Below are 20,111 nucleotides of genomic sequence, written 5' to 3'. Positions count from 1 at the left end.
GGTCAGGGCTGGTCGGGGACCAGGAGGACCTTGCCGACCACGGTGCCCGACTCGGCGAGTGCCAGCGCCGAGGCCGCCTCGGAGAGGGGCACACGGGCGGCGACGGGCGGGTCGAGGACTCCCTCGGCGTGCAGGGAGAGGACCTCTCCCAGGTCACGGGCGAACCTCCTGCGGAAGTCGGCCGCCCTGCGGTGACCGCTCCAGAGGTTGAAGAAGTGCGCGCCGCGCCCGTTGGGCAGGGCGTTCCACCACAGGAGCCGGGCGAACAGCAGCAACACGGGGAGCATCGCGTTGCCGTCCACGTCCCGGGTGGCGGCGGTGCCGTAGGAGACGAGGGTGCCCCCGCGGGCGAGGAGCCGGAAGGAGTCGACCAGCCCGGAGCCTCCGACGTGGTCGAAGACCGCGTTCACCCCGCCCGGGGCCAGGGCCCGGACCCGGCCGGGGAGATCCGGTGCGCGGTAGTCGAGCGGAAGGGCGCCGAGCGCGCGGACGGCGTCGGCGTTGCGGGCCGAGGCGGTGCCGATGACGGTGGCTCCGGTGTGGCGGGCCAGTTGCACGAGCAGTGAACCCACCCCGCCGTTGGCGCCGTGGACCAGGACCGTGTCACCGGGGCGGACGCGGGCGAGCCGGTGGAGCATGCGGTGGGCGGTCACCCCGTTGACCACCAGGGCCTCGGCCGCCCCGGGGTCGATCCCCTCGGGAACGGGGACGAGGTCGGCGGCGGGCAGGTCGACGTGGCTGCTCCAGGCGCCCACCTTGGTGAGGGCGGCGTGGCGGCGGCCCACCGTGGCGGGGTCCACCCCGGGGCCGACCCGCGTGACGGTGCCGACGAGGTCGTAGCCGGGCACGAACGGGAACGGCGGCTGGTCGAAGTACTTGCCCCGGCGCATCTGCTGTTCCGCGAAGGAGACTCCGGTGGCCTCCATCCGCAGGGTGACCCGGCCGGGCCCGGGCGCGGCGAGGCCGCGGCGGCGGACCACCAGGCCTTCGGGGGCGACGGGACCGGGGAGCCGGATCTCGGTGACCTCCTGGACGGCTGACTCATGGGGCTGACGCATGACCCACTCCTCAATTTTGTGAGCACTCACTTACACTTCCGACCCCAAGAAGACCCGCCCACCCCGAAGAACACCCCCTACGAGTGCTATTCGAGGCGCTCGGGAACATCCCTGCGGCCTATGTTTGTGAGTACACACTCACATGTCTCCCGTTGTCAACCCCGGAGCCGCGCCCGGATGATGGACACGCGTCCGGACGGTGCGGCAGGGTGACCTGTGACGGTGCCCACCGGCACCGGCGGCCACGAGGTTCAGGGAGTCTTCTCATGTCCCAACAGGTCCAGGGTGTGATCTCGCGTGCGAAGGGCGCACCCGTGGAACTCACCACCATCGTCGTTCCGGACCCCGGCCCCGGTGAGGCCGTGGTCCGGGTCCAGGCGTGCGGGGTCTGCCACACGGACCTGCACTACCGCGAGGGCGGGATCAACGACGAGTACCCCTTCCTGCTCGGCCACGAGGCAGCGGGCGTGGTCGAGTCCGTCGGCGCGAACGTCACCCACCTCGAACCGGGCGACTACGTGATCCTCAACTGGCGGGCGGTGTGCGGTGCCTGCCGCGCGTGTCGGCGGGGGCGGCCCCAGTACTGTTTCGACACCCACAACGCCGACCAGAGGATGACCCTGGAGGACGGCACCGAGCTCTCCCCCGCGCTGGGCATCGGAGCGTTCGCCGAGAAGACGCTGGTCGCAGCGGGACAGTGCACGAAGGTCGACCCGGCCGCCTCACCCGCCGCCGCGGGGCTGCTCGGGTGCGGGATCATGGCCGGGATCGGCGCCGCCATCAACACCGGCGGGGTGACCCGGGGCGACTCCGTCGCGGTGATCGGCTGCGGCGGGGTGGGCAGCGCCGCCGTCGCCGGGGCCCGGCTGGCCGGGGCCGGTCGGATCATCGCCGTGGACCTGGAGGACCGCAAGCTGGAGTGGGCCCGGGGGTTCGGCGCCACACACACCGTGAACGCCCGGGAGGCCGACACGGTGGAGGCGATCCGGGCGCTCACCGACGGCTTCGGCGCCGACGTGGTGATCGACGCGGTGGGGCTCCCCCAGACCTACGAACAGGCCTTCTACGCCCGCGACCTGGCGGGCACCGTGGTTCTGGTGGGTGTGCCCACCCCCGACATGCGCCTCGAACTGCCCCTGCTGGACGTGTTCGGCCGGGGCGGGGCCCTGAAGTCCAGCTGGTACGGGGACTGCCTGCCCTCGCGGGACTTCCCGATGCTCGTCGACCTGTACACCCAGGGCAGGCTGGACCTGGACGGGTTCGTCACCGAGGAGATCGGGCTCGGTGACGTCGAGGAGGCGTTCGCCCGCATGGAGCGCGGCGAGGTTCTGCGATCGGTGGTGCGACTGTGAGTGAAGCGCGAGTGGAACGCCTGACCACGTCCGGGGTCTTCGCCCTGGACGGCGGTTCCTGGGAGGTGGACAACAACGTCTGGCTGGTGGGTGACGACGACGAGGTCGTGGTCGTCGACGCCCCGCACGACGCCGAGGCGATCCTCGCGGCGGTGGACGGGCGCCGGGTCGTGGCGGTGCTGTGCACACACGGCCACAACGACCACGTGAACGCCGCCCCCGCGGTGGCCGACGCGACCGGGGCGCCGATCCTGCTGCACCCCGAGGACCGGGTGCTGTGGGACATGACCCACCCGGACCGGGCCCCGGACGGAGAGCTGGCCGACGGGGAGTCCATCGAGGTCGGCGGCACCGAACTCACGGTGTTGCACACCCCGGGTCACGCGCCGGGGGCGGTGTGCCTGTACGCCCCGGAGCTGGGTGTGCTGTTCAGCGGCGACACCCTGTTCCAGGGCGGCCCGGGCGCGACCGGGAGGTCGTTCTCGGACTTCCCGACCATCGTGGAGTCGATCCGCACGCGCCTCCTGGCACTCCCCGGGGGGACCGTGGTCAACACCGGGCACGGCGACTCCACGACCATCGGAGCGGAGGCCCCGCACCTCCAGGAGTGGCTGGACCGGGGCCACTAGTCGCGTCCCGACAAAGACGACCCAGGGCATCCGCCAGCACGCTCACGATCGGTCGCCGTACGCGCGCCCGGACTCCATCCGGACGCGCGTACGGCGTCAACGCACGGAGCGCGGCCTGGGCCACGCACTCGCGGATGCTCCGTGACCCGTGTCCGGTTCCCTCGGGGGAACCCCCGTGACTCCGGGTCAGTCGAGCTCGATGGCGGCGACGATCTCCCCGTCCTCCACCCGTCCGGTCGGGCGGAAGCCCAGGCGGAGGTAGAAGCCCTCCGGGCTCCCCTCTCCCGGCACCCAGGAGACGGTGACCCGGGAGAATCCGCGCCGCCGGGCCTCGTCGAGTACGCCCTCCACCGCGAGGCGACCGTACCCCTTCCCCTGCTGTTCCGCTCCGACGTTGAGGCGCCAGACGTCGGCCCGGCAGTCGGGGTCCTCGTCCTCGGGGGCGAAGGTCGCCATGACGAAGCCGACCGCCTCGTCGCCGTCCATGAGCAGACGGGGCCAGGCGGTGTCGCGGTTGGTGTACGCCTGCGCCAGGGAGTACAGGACGGGGGCGACGAACTGCTCCTGCGCCTCGCTCACCTTGATCCGGGTGGCGGCGTCGAAGTTGTCGTCGGTGATCTCCACCAGGCGCGTGGTGGTGGGGGATGTGCGTGTGTCGGTCATGGGTGGGAACCCTACTGAGCCGGACACGGCGTCGCCACGGGTTTTCCGGCGGGTTCGGGACCCGGGTCCGGTGGGGCGGGCGCTCGTGCGGGTACGACGTGAGGAGTCACCGGCCCCACCCCCTGGAGGCAGCGATGCGCACCAGCTCCACGTTCTCGGTACTCGTCCTCGTCTGGCTCGCCATCGGCGTGGCCGCGGCCGTGCAACGCGGGTACCTCAGCACCTCGGAGGTGTCCTGTTCCTCCCTGGGCAGTGTCGCGGTCACCGTCTTCGTCGGCCCCCTGAACTACGTCGGCGTCAACCCGACCATCGAGTGCCCGGACCTGCCCGAACCCTCGGAGTAGCCACGACGCCCACCGTCACACTCCCTCACCCTGAGCACGCGTGCCCTCCCCCGCCCCAGGAGCTCGGATTCGCCTCATCCGACGAAACAGGGGTGGGCATGCGCGCATCGTAGCGAGTGCCCGTTCCGCCCGTTCGGCGGCCTAGTGGGACCGGGTCCCCTCGGTCTCCTCCTCGCGACCGGTCCCGTCTCCGGTGTCCGTGGACAGCACCACCCGGACCAGGACGTTCTTCATCAGCGGCTGGTCGCTCTGGGTGCTGTAGTCGGCGGAGCCGACGAGGACGTTCATCTCCGGCATGTACCCGGCGGCGCTGCCGCGCGGCATGTCGTAGGCGAGCGCCCGGTAGCGGCTCAGGCGGCGGCGGGTGCCGTCCCGGGAGGTCGACTCCACGTCCACCAGGTCCCCCTCGGCGATCCCCCGGTCCCGCATGTCCCCGGCGTTCATGAGGACGAGGGTGCGCAGGTTGCGCACCCCTCGGTAGCGGTCGTCGTCCGAGTAGACGGTGGTGTTCCACTGGTCGTGGGAACGCATGGTCTGGAGGACCAGCACGTCGTCGTCGGCGGGCACCACGTCGGGCAGCTCGGCCAGGGAGAACTCCGCGCGCCCGGAAGGGGTGAGGAAGACCAGTTCGCGGGCGGGCTGGACCAGCCGGAAGCCCAGGGGCAGGCGCACCCGGCGGTTGAAGTCCTCGAACCCGGTCAGGGCCCGGGCCATGGTGTCGCGGACCCGGTCGTAGTCCTCCACGTAGCGCTCCCACGGGGTGGGGCTGTCGGGCAGCGTGGCCCGGGCGATTCCCGCGATGATCGCCGGTTCGGAGAGCAGGTGCGGTGAGGCGGGGCGCTTCATGCCCACGGAGAGGTGCACCATGCTCATGGAGTCCTCGACCGAGGTGGACTGCACCCCGCCGCGCTGGTGGTCCTTCTCCGTGCGGCCCAGGCAGGGCAGGATGAGCGCGGCTCTGCCGTGTTCCAGGTGACTGTGGTTGAGCTTGGTGCTGACGTGCACCGTGAGGTCGCAGTTACGCAGCCCGGCCGCCGTGTACGGGGTGTCCGGCGCGGCCTTGGCGAAGTTCCCGCCCATGCCGACGAACACCTTCACGGTGCCCTCGTTCATGGCGCGGACGGTCGCCACGGTGTCCAGACCGGGCTCGCGCGGCGGGTCGATCCCGCACGCCTCGGCCAGGCGGTCCAGGAACTCCGGAGTGGGACGGTGGTCGATCCCGCAGGTCCGGTTGCCCTGTACGTTGCTGTGTCCGCGCACCGGGGAGGGTCCCGCGCCCTCCCGGCCGAGGTTGCCGCGCAGGAGCAGCACGTTGACGATCTCGCGGACGGTGTCCACGCCGTGTTCGTGCTGGGTGATCCCCAGGCACCAGCTGATCAGGGTGCGGTCGGAGAGCGCGTAGACCTGCGCCGCGTCCATGATCCGTTCACGGGCCAGGCCGGACTGCCGTTCCAGTTCCTCCCAGGTGGTGGCCGCGCACAGCGCCCGGTACTCCTCGAACCCGGTGGTGTGCCGCTCGACGAACTCGGGGTCCAGGGCCCGGGGGTCGTGCTCGGCCTTCTCCAGCAGCACCTTGGCGATGCCGCGCATGAGCGCCATGTCGCCGCCGGGGCGGACCTGGAGGTTGAGGTCGCTGGTGCGGGTGGAGCGCATCAGCCCCATGTCGAGGAAGTCGTGCGGGACGATGGTCCTGGTGGCGGCGGCCTCCACCAGCGGGTTGACGTGGACGATGCGCGTTCCGCGCCGGTGCGCGGCGGCCAGGGCGGTGAGCATGCGGGGGGCGTTGGAGGCGGCGTTGACCCCCATGACGAAGATGGCGTCGGCGGCCTCCCAGTCCTTGAGGTCGGCGGTCCCCTTTCCGGTCCCCAGGGAGGCCTTCAGCGCGCGGCCCGACGCCTCGTGGCACATGTTGGAGCAGTCGGGCAGGTTGTTGGTGCCGTACTCACGCGCCATGAGCTGGTAGAGGAAGGTGGCCTCGTTGCCGAGTCGGCCGGAGGTGTAGAAGGCCGCCCGGTGGGGCGAGTCCAGGGCGCGCAGGTGCGATCCGACCAGGTCGAACGCCTCCTGCCAGGTGATGGGCGTGTACCGGTCGGTCCCGGGGTCGTAGACCATGGGTTCGGTGAGCCGCCCCTGGTCCTCCAGCTCGAACGCGCTCCACCCGCGCAGCTCGCTGACGGTGTGCCGGGCGAAGAAGTCGCGGTCCACCCGTTTGCGGGTCATCTCCCAGGTGACGTGCTTGATCCCGTTCTCACAGATGTCGAGTCTGAGACCCTTGAGGTCGTCCGGCCAGGCGCAGCCGGGGCAGTCGAAACCGCCGTTCTCGTGGTTCATCCGGAGGATCGCGCGGCTGCCCTCGACCCACTCGCCCTCTCCCGCGATGACTCCCAGCACCGACCTGGCCGCACCCCACCCGGCCGCGGGGTGGTGGTAGTCGCGCTGTGACCACTTCTTCTCGTCCGACACGCCGCCGTCCCCCTCACCGGTTCACACTGTTCCCCGGTGATGAGAACGGAACCGGGCCGTGGGTGGCGCGCCGCCGTTCCGGACTTTGCCAAAGGGTTCCCTTGGACGAGGAGCGGACCGGCGGCCGACGTCCTCGCGTACCACCAGGTCAAGCGCCCGGAAAGGGGACCGGGCGACCGGCGGGGAACGGTGGTTTCGCACCGCTGTGAACGGTGGGTCGAATGTTAGCGTTGCCCGCCTACGGGCCGTCCGGAACCGCAGGGACGCGGGCGGAGATCCCACCGGAACAGCGGACGGAAGTGATGCGCGTGGTCCACCGGAGCACACCGCAGAGGGTCGTCGTGACGTCCCCGAGGGCGGCGGTCTTCCTGGTCGTGACGGTCCGTGACGGCGGCGAGGGCCCGGTGTTGGACCTGCTGTCCGACATCGCCGGGCTGCGACGCGCCGTGGGGTTCCGCTCCCCCCGGGACGACCTCAGCTGCGCGGTGGGGATCGGCTCGCACCTGTGGGACCGCCTGTACGAGGGTGCGCGACCGGTGGGGCTGCACCCGTTCCGCGAACTGAACGGCGCCCGGCACAAGGCCGTCTCCACCCCGGGTGACCTGCTGTTCCATCTGCGTTCCGAGCGCGCCGACCTGTGCTTCGAACTGGCCCGGCAGATCATGGTGCGTCTGGAGGGGCACGTCGACATCGCCGACGAGGTGCACGGCTTCCGCTACTTCGACGAACGGGACCTGCTGGGGTTCGTCGATGGAACCGAGAATCCCGAGGGCGCGCTGGCGACCTCCTCGGTCCTGGTGGGGGACGAGGACCCGGGTTTCGCCGGTGGCAGCTACGTGATCGTGCAGAAGTACCTGCACGACCTGGCCTCCTGGAACGCGCTGACGGTCGAGGAGCAGGAGACGGCGATGGGCCGCCACAAGCTCAGCGACGTGGAGATCCCCGACGACGACAAGGCCGCCGACTCCCACCTGGCGCTGAACACCATCACCGACGCGAACGGCGTCGAGCTCAAGATCGTGCGGGAGAACATGGCCTTCGGCTCCGTCGCCAGCGGCGAGTCGGGCACCTACTTCGTCGGGTACTCCGCGACCCCCGACGTCACCGAGCGGATGCTGCGGAACATGTTCATCGGTGACCCTCCGGGCAACCACGACCGCGTCCTGGACTTCTCCACTGCGGTGACGGGCGGCCTGTTCCACGTGCCCACGGAGGAGTTCCTGGAGGACCCGCCGCACGCGCGCGTGTTCGGGGACGGGGCCGACAGCGGCGGGTGAGTGGGGCACTCCGGGCGACACGCCCATCCGGTGATCCGGCACGCGCCTCCCCGCCCGTGGCGCGTGCGGACGCCAGACTCGTTCCCACCCCGCGTCACATCGCACTCACGGCTGGTTCGGAGGGCTGGTCGACGCGGTTCGTGGCGCGTGACGACGGTCCGCGCCGACCGGAGAACGGAGCGCATGTGCAAGCCCAGTGGCCGGGTGTCGGGGCCCTCGTGAACAAGTGGAACGCCACCCGCAGGGCCCGTGTCGAGCGGGAACGGGAGCGAGTCGAGGTCGAGGACGCGGGTTCCGGCGCACCGGACCCGGACGACGGCAGGCGCGCCGGCGACCTCCTGCGGGTGGCCGCCGACGCCTCCTGGCGCATCCTGGTGATCGGTGTGCTGGCGGGGCTGTTGGTCTACGCGCTCACCCGCCTGTCGGTGGTCACGCTCCCGTTGATCATCGCGGTGTTCCTCACCGCGCTGCTGATGCCTTTGGCGAACTGGCTGCGCCGCCCCAACCTGGTCAAACGGCGGGGGTTCGGCCGGGGGGCGTCCACGGCGATCACCATGCTGATCGCGTTCGCGGTCTACAGCGGCGTCGTCACCCTGATCGTGACCCCCGCCGTCGCGAGCTTCGACGACCTCGTGGCCAGCGTCAACAGCGCCGTCGTCCAGCTCCAGAACGTTCCCCTGCCCTTCGGTCTGGACCCGGGGCTGCTCAGGGAGGCGATCGACAACGCCTGGGTACAGGTCCAGTCCCTGATCACCGAGAACAGCAACCAGGTCCTGAGCGGCGCGTGGACGGCGACCACCGCCGTCACGCGGGTCGTGCTGGGGATCGTGCTGATCATCGTCCTGACCATCTACTTCGTGCACTCGGGCGACAAGCTCATGGACTGGATCGCCAGCCTGCTGCCGGTCGGGTCCCGCCCGGTCCTGCGCCACTCGTCCCGGGTCTCCTACGAGGTGATGGGGAACTACGTGCGCGGGGTGGCGCTGGTGGGCGTGATAGACGCGATCGGCATCGGCATCGCGCTGCTCCTGCTCATCGACACGAGTCTGGCCATCCCGCTGATCGTGCTCACCTTCGTGGGCGCCTTCCTGCCGATCATCGGCGCCTTCCTGAGCGGGCTGCTGGCGGTCCTCGTGGCCCTGGTGACCGAGAACTGGGTGGTGGCGCTGATCGTGCTCGGCGCGGTGATCCTCGTGCAGCAGCTGGAGAGCAACGTGTTCGCGCCGCGCATCTACGGCCGCGCCCTGGAGCTGCCCTCCGCCGTGGTCCTGATCGTCGTCACGGTCGGCGGCATCCTCGGCGGGGTCGCGGGCCTGTTCCTGGCCACCCCGATCGCGGCGGTCCTCGCGGCGCTGCTGCGTAACCGGGCGGCCTCCCCCGAGCCCTCGGTGGAGGAGGAGCCCGCGGACGACGGTTCCGAGAAGGCCGGAACCACCGACTGACCCCCGGCGGGGCTCACCCCCGGGCGACCAGGCCTTCCGGCCGAACCGCCCCGGTCCCGCCGTGGACCCGGGCGATCGCGTCCGCGACACGGTCGAGCAGGTGGACGGGGACCCCGGCCAGGTTGATCCGCCCCGAGGGGAGGCCGTGGATCGCGTGCTCGTCGCGGAGCCGCCCCATCTGGTCGGCGGTGAGGGGCAGCCGCAGGAACATGCCCCGCTGCTCCCGCAGCGCCTCGAACTCCGTGGCGGGGGTGCGCGCGGCCAGGGCGTCGGTGAGTCCGTCACGCAGGCGGCCCAGGCGCCGACGCATGGAGTCGAGCTCGTCCGTCCAGCGCGTGCGCAGCTCGGGCCGGGTGAGGATCTCGTGGACGATCCTGGCTCCGTGGTCCGGCGGCTGCGAGTACCCGGCGCGGGCGGTGGTCTCCAGGACGCCGTAGGCGAGGGCGCGGCGGGCGGGGTCGTCGGAGACCACGATCGCGCATCCGGTGCGTTCGTTGTACAGGCCCCAGGCCTTGGAGGCGCTGACCGCGACCACGGCTTCGGGGAGGACGTCCAGCATGCGGCGCACGCCCTCCAGGTCCGCGTCGAGCCCGTCCCCCAGACCGAAGTAGGCGTGGTCGACGAAGGGCACCACACCCCGCACGGACATCGCGTGGGCGAGCTCGTCCCAGTTCCGCGTGGGCATCGCGGCGCCGGTGGGGTTGTGGCAGCACCCCTGGATCAGGAGCACGTCTCCGGGTGCGGCGGTGGCGACGGCCGCGAGGGCGGCGTCCGGGTCCGGGCGGCCGTCGGGAAGCAGCATCGGGTACTCGCGCACGCGCAGTCCCGCGGTGGTGAGGATGGTGCGGTGGTTGAGGTAGGCGGGGGTGCCCAGGTGCACGGTCCGGTCGGGTCCGGTGACGGCCAGGAGTTCGGCCAGGAGCCGCAGCGCCCCGGTCCCCGCGACCGACTGCACCGCCAGGGTGCGGGAGCGGACGTCCTCCGAGGGGAACAGCATGCGGGTGAGCGCGTCAGTGAAGTCGCGGTTCCCGGCGGGGCCCAGGTACTCCTTGGAGGGCGAGCGCGCGGCGAGGTTCCGTTCGGCCTCGGCCACGGCGCCGAGGACCGGCGAGGAACCGGTGTCGTCACGGTAGACGCCGACGAGGAGGTCGAGGCGGTCGGGGCGGGGGTCGGTGTCGCAGGCGGCGGTGAGCCGCCAGAGGGGGTCGGTGCGCGGCGGGAGCATGGTCGGCATCAGCATGAGGTCTCCAGTTCGGGGCGGCGGTCCACGGCTCGGGCGGGGCTCGGGGCGGCGGGCCGGGGCCGCCGGGCACCGAGGAGGTTGAAGGCGACCACGCCGGTCAGGACCAGCAGCAGGGTGACTGTGGTCGCGGGGGTGACGGGTTCGCCGAACAGCGGGACCGCCACGACCAGCGTGACGACGGGGCTGAGCGCGCCCAGGGTGGCGGCGACCGGGCCGCCGAGTCCGCGGATGGCGGTGGCGTAGCACAGGGCGGCGAGCACGCCCACGCCGACGCCCTGGACGGCGACGTAGACCAGGACGTCGCGCGGCGCGGCGCCCCCGAACAGCGCGGAGGGGGCCAGGCCGAGCAGGAGGGGCACCCCGGCCAGCAGGGCCGAGGGGGCGCAGAGCACGATCGCGGCGCTGACCGGGTCGAGCGTGGTCTCCCGGAGCGCCAGGGTGTACACCGACCACACCAGTCCCGCGCAGAGCAGGACCGCGACCCCGGTGGCGTGGTCCGGTGTGACGGCGGCGGCCACGGGCACCGCCGCGCCCAGGACGATCAGCACGAGCGCGCCGAGCTGCGCGGGGCGGGCCCGGGTGCGCCACAGCGCGAACGCGAGCGCGGTGACGAACAGCGGCACGGTCCCGGGGATCACGATCCCCACGAGGGCGGCGCTGGTCAGGGAGCCGCCCCAGGCGGCGAGGAGGAAGTAGGGGAGCCCGGCGCCGACGCAGAGCGCCAGCAGGACGCCGGGGCGCTCGTGCCGCACGCGCCGGACGGCCCGGGGGATCCACGGGGCCAGCACCACCAGCGGGGTGAGGAACCGGAGGAGGGCGGCGTCCAGGGCGGTGAGGTCGGAGGCGCCGATCCCTCGGATGCTCAGGGCGAACCCGGCCCACAGCACCACGGTCGCGGCCATCGCGGCCAGTCCGACGGTGAGCGAGGGGGTCGCACCGGTGGGTCTGCTCATGGGAGTGAAGGTACGGGGAGCGGCGGGACTGGCGATTGCTCATTATTGCCCAAACAGGGGAGGTTTTGGCAGGATCTGCCCCATGCATCGTTTGGACGAGATCGATCTGCGGATTCTGCACGAGCTCCAGAGCGACGGGCGGATCAGCAACCAGGACCTGGCCGACCGCGTGGGGCTGTCCCCCTCCCCCTGTCTGCGCAGGGTGCGCAGACTGGAGGAGTCCGGCGTGGTCGCCGGGTACACGGCGGTGGTCGACCCGGCCTCGGTGGGGCTGGACATCACGGCGTTCGTGCGGCTGCGCCTGGACTCCCACGGCACGGGCGTGGTGGAGCGGGTGGAGGAGGCCATCCGGGGGATCCCGGAGGTGACCGAGGCCTTCCTCCTGGCGGGTGACCACGACTACCTGCTCAAGGTGGCCGCCCGCTCCTTCCCCGCCTACGAGGAGCTGATGCGCGCCAAGCTGCGCGCCATCCCGGCCGTCTCCTCGATCGAGACGACCTTCGCCATCAGCGTCACCAAGCCCAGTGCGCCCCTGCCCATCGACTGAGGACGGCGGGGCCGGGGCGTGGGGGACCCGGGCACCCCGTGGCAGGCCCGTGCCGCAGGGCGGACGCGTTCGCGAAACGTGTCGCGTGGGACACCGCCCTAAAGCGGGTTTCTCGATATCACGAAGGAACCCCCGGGGTCAGCACCCGATCGGGCCATTCCGGCGTCCGGAATCGGCCACCCTCCGAAACGGTAAAACGATCCCCTGACCGACCACAGGGAGACGGGGTCCCATTTCTGTGACCGCATTCATCGTTCGCCCCAAATGCCCGAATCGACCTGGGAAAAGCGGGACGCCGCCCTCCAGGAGACCGCCGGGCCGAAGGACCGGCGGCGCGCCCCGCCTTCGGGTACACGGAGGGAACCCAGGTGGCACATGCGGCCTGAGCTGGCAGAACACGGATCACCCCGGAAGCGCGTGACCGCCGCACCCTCCCTTACCCCTCCCCCGCCGAATTCATACTCCTTACTTGCCATGAATTCCCCGATCCCGCTCCGAAGACGTCGAAGTTCCAGGCCAGCATCGTGTTCTCCCGATTCTCTTGACAACGATCCGGACAAAGTGAAACTAATACTGTCGACCCTCCGGGCACTCCACCACACAGGGCCACGGACAGCCACACCAATGGCCCCTCACCTCCTGTCCAGGCGCACTGCCCACCGCACCCGGGCCCACCGCCTTTCCCACGATGGATTCCTCCGGGAGGGAATCCGTCGCGCCCCGGAGTAACGACCGACACCCGAGCACGAACAAGGGGCGAAGACTTGACCCACACGATTCCCCCGGAACTCGACGACGCCACCGAGCGGCGGAGACAGTTCACGGAGTCCGGCTACCTCGTCCTCCCCGGTTTCCTGCCCGCGTCCCTCGTCGGCCGCCTCCTGCCCGAGGTGGACCGGTGGGTGGACGAGGGGCTGCGCGAGCGTTCCATCGCCGCCTGCCTCGACCCGGAGACCCACGGCACGCCCCCGGTCCTGGAGCTGGAGCTGCCCGCACACGGCGAGCTCCTCACCCACGAACCGGTGATGGGGGTGGTCTCCGAACTCATGGGGCCCTCCTTCGTCTTCCACCACCTGCACAGCGACCGGCACGGCGAGGCGACCGGCGGCAAGGCCTGGCACCACGACCACGAGCCCAACGACCGCGAGGACCCGAGCCTCCTCATGGTCCACGCGTTGCACTACCTCGGCGGCCTCGATCCGAGCGTCGGCCACCTCGCCGTCCTGCCCGGATCCCACCTGGAGCACGCCTCCAAGCAGGCCCGCGCCCACCTGGGCACCAAGGAGCTCCCGGGCGAGGCCGTCATCGACCGGCTCCCCCCGGGCTCGACCGTCCTGATGAACTCCGCCCTGTTCCACGCGCGCAGGCCCGCCCCCGAGGGGGAGGGCGCCCCGGGCCCCCGCTACTTCGTGGACGCCTCGTACTGCCAGACCAGCGCCCGCTGGCACCCGGTGAAGCCGTACTGGCGGCATATGCTCTCCCGGGCGCGCGAGCTCGACCTCGGCGGCGGACGCTGGCCCGAGCTGTTCGCGGAACGGCACTTCACCGAGTACACGACGACGGGACGGGGCTCCACCACATGAAACTGATCGGCACGGTGCCGTTCTCACGGGTCCTGGAGGTCTACCGGGCCGATCACCCCGTCGACCGCCCCCACGAGTCCAACACCAACCAGGACGGTGAGGACGTCCTGCACATGGCCGACGACCTCCTCGGCGTCTGGCACCGTGTCCTGTTGTCCAGGGAGGAGGTCCTCGGCGTCGTCCTGCCCTGGCACCTCAGCGAGGGGGGCGGGCGCGAGCTCGTCCCCCGGTCCGGTCGGACCGTGGGCGAGGCCGCGGACCTGGTCCGCTCCGGCGGCGCGGAGATGGCCGAGGCCAACCCGGTCTGCGCGAAGAAGCTGGACCTGTTCCGGGAGGCGCCCCTGACCCCCGTCTACCTGAGCACCGTCCCGGTGCCCCACTCCGACTACTCGGACCTGAGGGTGCGGACCGGCCTCATCCACCTGGACGGCCTGCACCGGACCGTCGCCTGGGCCCTGTCCGGGCGCCTCTCCCCCGACGAGGGGACCGAGGCGTTCATGGCGGGCACCCCGGACACCGCACCGGCCGGGTGAGACGGGTCCTGTCCCCCGGCTCCAGGGGGACAGGTGCCGGGCCGTCCCAAGCAGACACCGCCTGAACTGGAGACCCACCCCCTTGACAGGTACGACGATCCCGGACCTCTCACTCTCCGACCTGTTGGCGCGCGGGGCGCGCTCCCACCCGGACCGACCGGCGCTCACCGACGGGGTCCGCTCCCTCGACTACGCCGGACTGCTCGCCGCCTCCGACCGGGTGGCGGCCCGTCTCGGCGCAGTCGGTGTGGGCCGGGGTGACCGGGTCGCGGTCCTGGGCCCGCGCGACATCCGCGTGTGCGCCCTGTTGTACGGGGTGCTGCGCTCGGGCGCGGCCGCCGTGGTCGTCGACCCCGCCTGGAGCGGGCCCGACGTCCACAGGCGCCTGGACGCGATCGCCGTGCGGCACGTGCTCAGCTCCGACCCCGACCACGCCGCGCCCGGGGACCGCCGGACCGAGGTCGTGGACCCGACCGCGTCGGTCGCGGATCCCCTCCCGCCCGGCGCGGTTCCGCCTCGGGTACACGCCACGGACCCCGCCTACCTCTCCTTCACCTCCGGGTCGAGCGGGGAACCGAAGGCGGTCACCGTCACCCACGCCAACACCGTGCACTACGCCCTCTCCCTGCGCGACCGCCTCGGCCTCACCCGCGACGACGCCCCGTGCGTCGCGCACGTCACCACGCTCGCCGCCGACCTGGGCCACACCTCCTGGCTGCTCGCGCTCGCGACGGGCGGGTCGGTCCACGTGGTGCCCGACGAGCGGACCCGCGACCCCGAGGCCTTCTGGTCCGGCCTGGCCGCGGCGGGGGTGTCGGTGCTCAAGACCACGCCCTCCCATCTGACCGCGCTGCTGGAGGGGCGGCCGGTCCGGGCCCCGAGGCTGCACACCCTGCTGTTGGGCGGTGAGGCACTGCCCCGTTCCCTGGCCGCCGGACTCCTCGACGACGGTGTGGCCGGTCGGGTGGTCAACCACTACGGCCCGACCGAGGCCACCATCGGCGCGAGCTGCTTCGTGGCCTCCTCCCCCGCCGACCTGCCCGAGGACGAGGCCACGGTGCCCATCGGTACGGCGATCGGCCGCAACTCCCTCCACCTGGTCGACGCGGAGGGGGCGCCGGTGCCGGACGGTACGGACGGCGAGCTGCTCATCGGCGGCCCCGGTGTGGCGGTCGGGTACTTCGGGCGCCCCGAGGAGACCGCGCGCCGCTTCCTCCCGCACGACGACGGGCCGAGGTACCGGACCGGCGACCGGTGCCGCCGCCGACCGGACGGCGCCCTCGTCTTCGCGGGGCGGACCGACCGACAGGTCAAGATCCGGGGCTACCGGGTCGACCCGGACGACGTGGAACGCGTGATGGACGACTTCCCCGGGGTGGCGCGTTCCTCGGTCGTCGTACGGCACAACCCGGCGGGCGCCCAGCTCCTGGCGGCGGTCCGACCGGCCGACGGCGACCCCGACGAGGCCGCCCTGCTCACCTCCCTGCGCTCGTACCTGCTGGACCGGCTCCCCGCGTACTCGGTGCCGCAACCGGTGGTCGTGGTGCCGGAGTTCCCGACCGGCCCGAACGGCAAGCTCGACCGGGAGGGCCTGTCCGTCCTGGTGGACCGGGTCCTGGAAGACGGCGGCAGCCGCCCCGGAGGTGACGCCGCCGCACCCCCCGACACGGGCGACGACCGGACCGGGGACCCGCTCGTGAGGACCGTCGCGGACCTGTGGGCGGGCGCTCTGGGCCTACCCCTGGTCGCCCCGCACGCCGACGTGCTGGAGCTGGGCGGCGACTCGATCCTGGCGATGCGCACGGTGACGGCGCTGCGCCGCTCCGGGTACCGGGTCACGTTCGAGGACTTCTACCTGAACCCCACACCCGCGCTGCTGGCGGCGGCAGCCGCCCCGGTGACGGAGGAGACCGCCGACCCGGTCCACAGCGGGGACGCGGACACCGCCGGGACCGGGAGGCTGGCACCGGCCCAGCGCTGGCTGTTCCGGCAGCGGGTGCGGGACCCCCGGCACTGGAACCAGTCGGCGGTCCTGCGGTGCGGGGTTCCGGTGGACCCGGCCGCCCTCTCCTCCGCCGTCGTGGGGGTGCTGCACCGCCACACCGCGCTGCGCCAGCCGGTGGCGGCGGGCGGTCCGGGCGTCCCGCGCCCCTCCGGGGAGGTGGGCGCCGTGACCTTCTCCCGGCTCCCCGACGACCCCGGCTCGGTGGCGGAGGCGATCGAGGCCACCTGCTCGGAGCTGCACCGGGCGCTGGACCCCGAGTCCGGCCGTCTGGTCCGCGTCCACCTGTTCTCCGGCTGCGCCGGGACCGGCGACCGGCTCGCCGTGATCGTGCACCACCTGGCCATCGACGGCCTCTCCTGGCGGGTCCTGTTCGACGACCTCGCCCACGCCTACCGGGCGGCGCTCACGGGGAGCCCGGGCCCCATGCCCGTGACCGCCGACTTCTACCGGTGGGCGGCGACCGCCGCGCCCCCGGCGCCGGAACGGCCGACTCCGCTCCCCACGTGGACACCGACCGACCCCGCCGTGGAACCGGCCGCCCTGGCCTGGGCCCTGGACGAGGACGCCACCGCACGACTGGTCCGCCGCCACGGTCGCTCCCAACGGCTGGAGGCGTTCCTGCTGTCGGCCTTCACCGAGGCCGTCCTGGGCTGGAACGGTCGGCCCCGGCTCACCGTCGAGGTGGAGACCCACGGTCGCGACACCACGAGCCGCGGCGACGCGTACATGGACACCATCGGCTGGTTCACGGCGGTCAAACACGTCACCGTGGCGGCCCCCGGCACCGACACGGCGTCCGTCACCGACTCCGGAGGCTCCGTGGACGTGCGGACCGTGGTCCGCTCCGCCTCCGCCGAGACCACGGCGCGGATCGAGCGCCTGGTGCGGGAGGCCCCGCAGCTGCCCATGGACGCCGACCTGCCGCGTCCCGAGGCCGGGTTCAACTTCCTGGGCACCTTCGAGCTCCCGGACGAGCCGACGCTGGCCTGGTCGGTCGCCCCCGAGACCGGCGGAGCGGCGCGCTGCCCCAGCGCCGACCCGCACCACCCCCTGCGGCTCACCACCCGCATCGTCGAGGGCAGGCTGGTGGCCGACCTCGTCCACGCCCGGCCGTGGGTGTCCCACGAGGACGCCGACGCGGTCGTCTCCGCCTTCGGCGGGGCGGTGGCCGCCGAGGTCGGGGGCACGCCCCCACCTCCGCGCAGGAGCGCCGTCTCCACCTCGGGCCAGCTCCTACTCACCGGCACGGCGGCGCCCCGGACCTCCCGCCTGAGCGTCCGGGAGCCGGTCCGTGTGCTGCTCACCGGCGCCACCGGCTACCTGGGCCGACACCTGCTGACCGCCCTGCTGGAACGCGACGCGCGGGTCACCTGCCTGGTACGGGGTGACGACGACGCCCACGCGGCCCAGCGGCTCGTCTCCGCGACCGACGGCCCGGACCCTCGGGTCGGCGGGTTCGACGTGGTCGCCGGTGACATCAACGGCGCGGGCCTGGGGCTGACCCCGGAGGGTCTGGAGCGGGTCAGGGACACCCACGCGGTGGTCCACGCGGCGGCGGACGTGCGGCTGGTCGCACCCCCCTCCGACCTGGAACGCACCAACGTCGAGGGGGTCCGCCGCCTGCTCGCGTGGATCGACGCGGAGGTGCCCGGCGCCCGCCTGCACCACCTGTCGACGCTCGCGGTCGCGGGGGGCGTCGACGGTGTCCCGCGCCGGTTCAGCGAGGCCGACCTGCGGATCGGACAGCGGTTCCGCACCCCCTACGAGCGGACGAAGTTCACGGCGGAGGAGGAGGTCCGCGCCTGGGCCGCCTCGGGCCGCCAGTGCTACGTCCACCGCAGCGGCCACGTCGCGGCGCACAGTCGGACGGGTGCCTTCCAGCGCAACGTGGAGGACAACCGGATCTACCAGCTGGTGCGCGGCTACGTACTGGCCGGGGCGGCGCCGAGCCGCCCCTCGGAGTCGTTCGCGTTCTCCCACGTGGACACGGTGGCGGCCGGGATCGCGGCGATGGTGACGCACGCCCACGCGGCGCCGGGCGTGTACCACGTGGAGTCCCCCTACACGGTGCCGCACGACGAGCTGGTGGCCTGGCTGGTGGCCCTCGGCCACCCGGTCGAACTCACCGACGACCACGCGTTCGGCGCGGCGCTGTCCCGGGTGGAGCGGACCCATCCGACCGCCGCCCGGCTGGCCTCCGCCTGGTCCCAGTTGGGATCCCGCAACGTGGTGGTCGACAGCTCGCACACGACGTCCGCGCTCGACCGCGTCGGTGTGCGCTTCGCGCCGCCGACCCGCGAGTGGTGGTCGGCGGCCATGGCCTGGGCCACGGACGTCGGGTTCCTCCCCGAACCGCCCCAGTGAATCCCACGACGAAGGGAACGGACCACGAGATGACCGAGAACACCACGACCGAGATCGGTTGGGGAAGCACGACCCTGGACACCCGTCGCGACCTGTGGTCGATGCCGATCACCGACCAGGAGCGCGGGCTGTTGTGGCGGGACGCCCGGGCCGAGCGGTGGGAGGCGGCCTCCCCGGTGCGCGAGCGGCTGCGCTCGTTCAGCGCGGAGAGCATCCGGTCGGTGGGTTTCGCCCACGTGCCGAACCTGATCGACCCGGCGGCGGACGAGGACGACATCATCGCCGCCCTCTCCTTCGTGCTGCGGGACTTCGGTGAGATCATCCCCCAGAACGCCGAGGGCGCCCTGTGGCGGGTGCTCCGGGACCAGGACGGTGACGGCAACACCGAGCTCGGGTTCCACTGCGACACCTGTGACCTCCTGGTGCTGCTGTGCCTTCAGCCGGCCGTCCGGGGCGGCGGGTACACCAAGCTCGCCAGCGCCCGCCACGTGCGGAGCATCATCGGCCAGGAGCGTCCGGACGTGCTCGCCACGCTGGAGGAGGACTGGACCTTCGACCGCACCGGCCGGGCCGGACAGCAGGTGATCGTCTCCCCGATCCTGTTCACCCAGGAGGACGGGACCGTGGGCTGCTACTACCAGACCCGCACCGTGCGCACCTCGCCGGAACGGGGCGGGCCGCCGCTCAGCGAGCGCCAGTGGGAGGCCCTGGACGTCCTCGACGAGGTCCTGTACCGGCCGGAGATCGCCTTCCAGCTCCTGCTCGACGCCGGTGACCTGCTGGTCATCCGCAACTCGCGGGTCCTGCACGGGCGGTCGCCCTACGTGGACGTGTCCGGCCCCGGGAGCCGCCGCGTGCTGCGGGCCTGGATGAGCGCGGGTGCGCGATGAGCGGGACCGCCCCGGAACGCGGGGTCGCCGTGGTCACCGGCGGCGGCAGCGGGCTGGGCCGCGCGGCGGCGCTCGCCCTGCTGTCGGACGGCTGGTCCGTGGCGATCGCCGGGCGCCGCAAGGAGGCGCTGGAGGAGACGGTCTCCCTCGCGGGCGGGGACGGTCACCGGATGCTGACCGTCCCGACCGACATCGGGCGCCCCGAGGAGGTGGCGGCGCTGTTCGCCGCCGTGCGGGAGCGGTTCGGCCGGGTGGACCTGCTGTTCAACAACGCGGGGGCGGCGGTCCCCCGGGTACCGGTGCAGGACATCCGGTTCGAGGACTGGACCCGGATCATGGACACCACGGTGACCGGTACGTTCCTGTGCGCCCAGGAGGCGTTCCGCGCGATGCGGGAGCAGTCGCCCCGGGGCGGGCGCATCATCAACAACGGAGCGCCCTCCGCCCACGCGCCCAGGCCCAACGCCGTCGCCTACACCACGGCCAAGCACGCGGTCCTCGGTCTGACGAAGGCGCTGTCCCTGGACGGACGCGAGCACGACATCGCCTGCGGACAGATCGACGTCGGCAACGTGGAACCCTCGGACGGAAGAGCGCAGCCCCCGGCCAGACAGGCCGACGGAAGGACAGCCGTGGAACAGACGATCCCCCTGGACCGCTTCGTGGAGGCGGTGCTCTTCATGGCGTCGATGCCGCCGGGAACGAACGTGCAGTACCTGACGGTGCTGCCCACGTCGATGCCCTTCGTCGGGCGGGGGTGAGCGG

At 72.5% G+C, this 20,111-nt stretch carries 16 protein-coding genes; 11 read left to right on the top strand and 5 right to left on the bottom strand.

The annotated features are described in order from the left end of the window. Positions 1-2 precede the first annotated feature (2 nt). Positions 3-1,058 carry a medium chain dehydrogenase/reductase family protein gene (locus AC0VYL_RS12495; RefSeq protein WP_475452530.1) on the bottom strand — a complete coding sequence of 352 codons (1,056 nt, stop codon included), beginning with the start codon at positions 1,056-1,058 and terminating at the stop codon, positions 3-5. Positions 1,059-1,324: 266 nt separating this feature from the next. Here AC0VYL_RS12495 and AC0VYL_RS12490 point away from each other — a divergent pair, with 266 nt between their 5' ends. Then, positions 1,325-2,410: an S-(hydroxymethyl)mycothiol dehydrogenase gene (locus AC0VYL_RS12490; RefSeq protein WP_475483232.1), complete on the top strand. Its 1,086-nt coding sequence runs from the start codon at positions 1,325-1,327 to the stop codon at positions 2,408-2,410. Then, complete coding sequence (locus tag AC0VYL_RS12485) at positions 2,407-3,039, top strand: MBL fold metallo-hydrolase (RefSeq protein WP_475483231.1); 633 nt, start codon at positions 2,407-2,409, stop codon at positions 3,037-3,039. The genes AC0VYL_RS12490 and AC0VYL_RS12485 overlap by 4 nt, the downstream gene beginning before the upstream one ends. Positions 3,040-3,225: 186 nt before the next feature. Here the strand turns inward: AC0VYL_RS12485 and AC0VYL_RS12480 are convergent, their stop codons facing one another. Beyond that, positions 3,226-3,702, bottom strand: a complete 477-nt coding sequence (locus AC0VYL_RS12480) for a GNAT family N-acetyltransferase (RefSeq protein WP_475483230.1) — start codon at positions 3,700-3,702, stop codon at positions 3,226-3,228. A gap of 134 nt (positions 3,703-3,836) precedes the next feature. Between AC0VYL_RS12480 and AC0VYL_RS12475 the strand changes: the two genes are divergently transcribed. Next, the gene (locus AC0VYL_RS12475) at positions 3,837-4,046 is read left to right on the top strand and encodes a hypothetical protein (protein ID WP_475483229.1); all 210 of its coding nucleotides are present in this window, start codon (positions 3,837-3,839) and stop codon (positions 4,044-4,046) included. A 141-nt stretch (positions 4,047-4,187) separates the two neighbouring features. Here AC0VYL_RS12475 and AC0VYL_RS12470 read toward each other — a convergent pair whose 3' ends face one another. Further along, positions 4,188-6,509: an FdhF/YdeP family oxidoreductase gene (locus AC0VYL_RS12470; RefSeq protein WP_475483228.1), complete on the bottom strand. Its 2,322-nt coding sequence runs from the start codon at positions 6,507-6,509 to the stop codon at positions 4,188-4,190. A 341-nt stretch (positions 6,510-6,850) separates the two neighbouring features. Between AC0VYL_RS12470 and AC0VYL_RS12465 the strand changes: the two genes are divergently transcribed. Both AC0VYL_RS12465 and AC0VYL_RS12460 read left to right on the top strand, forming a co-directional pair. Beyond that, positions 6,851-7,786, top strand: coding sequence for a Dyp-type peroxidase (locus AC0VYL_RS12465; protein ID WP_475483227.1), 936 nt, complete (start codon positions 6,851-6,853; stop codon positions 7,784-7,786). 185 nt (positions 7,787-7,971) lie between these two features. After that, positions 7,972-9,228 (top strand): AI-2E family transporter, encoded by a 1,257-nt coding sequence (locus AC0VYL_RS12460; protein ID WP_475452512.1) that lies wholly within the window; start codon positions 7,972-7,974, stop codon positions 9,226-9,228. Between the two features lie 13 nt (positions 9,229-9,241). Here the strand turns inward: AC0VYL_RS12460 and AC0VYL_RS12455 are convergent, their stop codons facing one another. Continuing rightward, positions 9,242-10,468, bottom strand: a complete 1,227-nt coding sequence (locus AC0VYL_RS12455) for an aromatic amino acid transaminase (RefSeq protein WP_475483226.1) — start codon at positions 10,466-10,468, stop codon at positions 9,242-9,244. Then, positions 10,462-11,424, bottom strand: coding sequence for a DMT family transporter (locus AC0VYL_RS12450; RefSeq protein WP_475452508.1), 963 nt, complete (start codon positions 11,422-11,424; stop codon positions 10,462-10,464). The genes AC0VYL_RS12455 and AC0VYL_RS12450 overlap by 7 nt, the downstream gene beginning before the upstream one ends. An 82-nt stretch (positions 11,425-11,506) precedes the next feature. On the opposite strand from AC0VYL_RS12450, the gene AC0VYL_RS12445 reads away from it, so the two are divergent. The 6 genes from AC0VYL_RS12445 to AC0VYL_RS12420 all read left to right on the top strand — a co-directional run bounded on the left by AC0VYL_RS12445 (position 11,507) and on the right by AC0VYL_RS12420 (position 20,107). After that, positions 11,507-11,971 (top strand): Lrp/AsnC family transcriptional regulator, encoded by a 465-nt coding sequence (locus AC0VYL_RS12445; protein ID WP_475452506.1) that lies wholly within the window; start codon positions 11,507-11,509, stop codon positions 11,969-11,971. A gap of 764 nt (positions 11,972-12,735) precedes the next feature. Then, positions 12,736-13,554, top strand: coding sequence for a phytanoyl-CoA dioxygenase family protein (locus tag AC0VYL_RS12440; RefSeq protein ID WP_475483225.1), 819 nt, complete (start codon positions 12,736-12,738; stop codon positions 13,552-13,554). After that, a complete protein-coding gene (locus AC0VYL_RS12435) occupies positions 13,551-14,087 on the top strand; it encodes a DUF6309 family protein (protein ID WP_475483224.1) in 537 nt (178 codons plus the stop codon). The genes AC0VYL_RS12440 and AC0VYL_RS12435 overlap by 4 nt, the downstream gene beginning before the upstream one ends. Before the next feature lie 82 nt (positions 14,088-14,169). Continuing rightward, positions 14,170-18,456 carry an AMP-binding protein gene (locus tag AC0VYL_RS12430; RefSeq protein WP_475483223.1) on the top strand — a complete coding sequence of 1,429 codons (4,287 nt, stop codon included), beginning with the start codon at positions 14,170-14,172 and terminating at the stop codon, positions 18,454-18,456. Positions 18,457-18,485: 29 nt separating this feature from the next. Next, positions 18,486-19,346 carry a TauD/TfdA family dioxygenase gene (locus AC0VYL_RS12425; RefSeq protein ID WP_475452498.1) on the top strand — a complete coding sequence of 287 codons (861 nt, stop codon included), beginning with the start codon at positions 18,486-18,488 and terminating at the stop codon, positions 19,344-19,346. Beyond that, the gene (locus tag AC0VYL_RS12420) at positions 19,343-20,107 is read left to right on the top strand and encodes an SDR family oxidoreductase (protein WP_475483222.1); all 765 of its coding nucleotides are present in this window, start codon (positions 19,343-19,345) and stop codon (positions 20,105-20,107) included. Before AC0VYL_RS12425 ends, AC0VYL_RS12420 begins: the two co-directional genes overlap by 4 nt. Positions 20,108-20,111 lie beyond the last annotated feature (4 nt).

It is taken from the genome of Nocardiopsis sp. iso_238 (assembly GCF_056173325.1).
Note: the sequence above shows the minus strand (reverse complement) of the source record. Positions and strands in the feature narration are given on the sequence as shown.